Source organism: Faecalibacillus sp. TM498 (assembly GCF_020589955.1).
Taxonomy (GTDB): Bacteria; Bacillota_I; Bacilli_A; order Erysipelotrichales; family Coprobacillaceae; genus Faecalibacillus; species Faecalibacillus intestinalis.
This window is the reverse complement of sequence record NZ_JAJDKB010000124.1, coordinates 1-977: the sequence shown is the minus strand read 5'-3', so window position 1 is coordinate 977 and position 977 is coordinate 1. Positions and strand designations below refer to the sequence as shown.

At 27.2% G+C, this 977-nt stretch carries 3 protein-coding genes; all 3 read right to left on the bottom strand.

Translation table 11 applies throughout. From position 1 onward, the window contains the following. Positions 1 to 115 precede the first annotated feature (115 nt). The gene (locus LJD32_RS14955; protein ID WP_107030716.1) at positions 116 to 424 is read right to left on the bottom strand and encodes a type II toxin-antitoxin system RelE/ParE family toxin; all 309 of its coding nucleotides are present in this window, start codon (positions 422 to 424) and stop codon (positions 116 to 118) included. After that, on the bottom strand, positions 417 to 707 hold the full coding sequence (locus LJD32_RS14950; protein ID WP_032089823.1) for a hypothetical protein: 291 nt from the start codon (positions 705 to 707) through the stop codon (positions 417 to 419). Before LJD32_RS14950 ends, LJD32_RS14955 begins: the two co-directional genes overlap by 8 nt. 79 nt (positions 708 to 786) lie before the next feature. Continuing rightward, on the bottom strand, positions 787 to 977 hold a 191-nt coding region (locus LJD32_RS14945), incomplete at its 5' end, for a hypothetical protein (RefSeq protein ID WP_227392821.1).

The window sequence follows — 977 nt, the reverse complement described above, 5'->3', positions numbered from 1 at the left end:
ATATTTTGAATTTTCAGTAATTATCTATGATAAACTATTTACTTATTCTTTATCCGTATTTAATTCTATCATGTTTCTACATAATTTGATAATGATTTACTTATAAATCTAATTTCTACGAAAATAATTGACTTACATAATTTTGAAGTCTATGAAGTATTCTTACGATATAGACATCATCATTCTTTACCATGTAAAAGACAACATAGTTTTTATAATGAACATATCTGTACCCACTGTTTACATCATTTTCAAGATACCATATATTTCCAATATCTGAATGACTCTTTAGATTTTCTATCTTATCTAAAATGCCTGACACTGTATTCTTTGCAGCTATTGGACTACATAATTTATATTTAATATAATCATAAATTTCATCAAGATCTCGTTGTGACTTTGGTGAATAGTGTATCTTATTCATTTTCAAATCTTTCCTTAAAATGTGATCTCATTGAATCTTCATCAATCCAGCCTTCTTCATTTGCTGAAGCTAAGCCTTCATTTAACATTTTCATTACTTCTAGTTCTGCTACCATCTTGTCATACTTCCTCGCTTTTCTTGACATTTCTTCTTGTTCATTTATATCCATAATAGTATAACAACCATGTCCATTTTTTGTTAAATAAACAGGAGAACCAACAGTAACATCTTCAAGTACTGCACTATAATTTCTTAAATCAGAGATAGGTTTTATATTTGGCATATTTTCTCCTCCTTTTATTAAAATCATTATACTATTATTTTACGTCATATTCAACGTAATATACTTCGTAAAATTTCACTTAACTTTTTATCCAATTTTCATTTGTACCATATCGATAATGAGAAGCTCCACATACTTCTTCATTTCCAGCACAATGTCCTTCATCTAATAATTGATTAATCAAAGTTTTAACTGAATAATCATTGCTACTATAATAAGACTCATAATCTTTATAATCTATTGAATGTGTCAGTTCTTTTCCACAATCAC

What these genes read in the sequence shown, in the direction of transcription:
- LJD32_RS14950 (WP_032089823.1), bottom strand. Translation starts at nt 707, where the DNA reads ATGCCAAATATAAAACCTATCTCTGATTTAAGAAATTATAGTGCAGTA.
- LJD32_RS14955 (WP_107030716.1), bottom strand. Translation starts at nt 424, where the DNA reads ATGAATAAGATACACTATTCACCAAAGTCACAACGAGATCTTGATGAA.